Genomic DNA, 330 nt, shown 5'->3' on the forward strand with positions numbered 1-330 from the left:
GCCGCAGCCTCCGCCTTATCGATCGCGCCTTGGCGATCAATTTGGATCGTGCGCGCTTTCTGGTCCCATTTGACAGGTAGTCCCGTAGCCTCCGCTACAAATCGGAGTGGGACCAACGTATTGCCGGATTCAGTAAAAGGTGCAATATCCAGCGTGGTTTTTACACCATTCACGTAGGCTGTCTTCTGCCCGATCGTCATCTGAAGCTTCTGGTCAATGTATGTACCTGTTACTTGCTTGTTTGTGTTATTCCATTGGACCGAGTAATCGAGCGCTTGAAACAGCGGTCGGAACTGCACGAAGGTGACACCGTTCTTCATGACTGGTGGT

1 protein-coding gene is annotated in these 330 nt (G+C 51.5%); it reads right to left on the reverse strand.

Translation table 11 applies throughout. From position 1 onward, the window contains the following. The coding region (locus ACFRAK_RS27795) for a copper amine oxidase N-terminal domain-containing protein (RefSeq protein WP_394573002.1) at positions 1-330 on the reverse strand (330 nt) is incomplete at both ends.

The organism is Peribacillus sp. NPDC056705 (assembly GCF_043656335.1).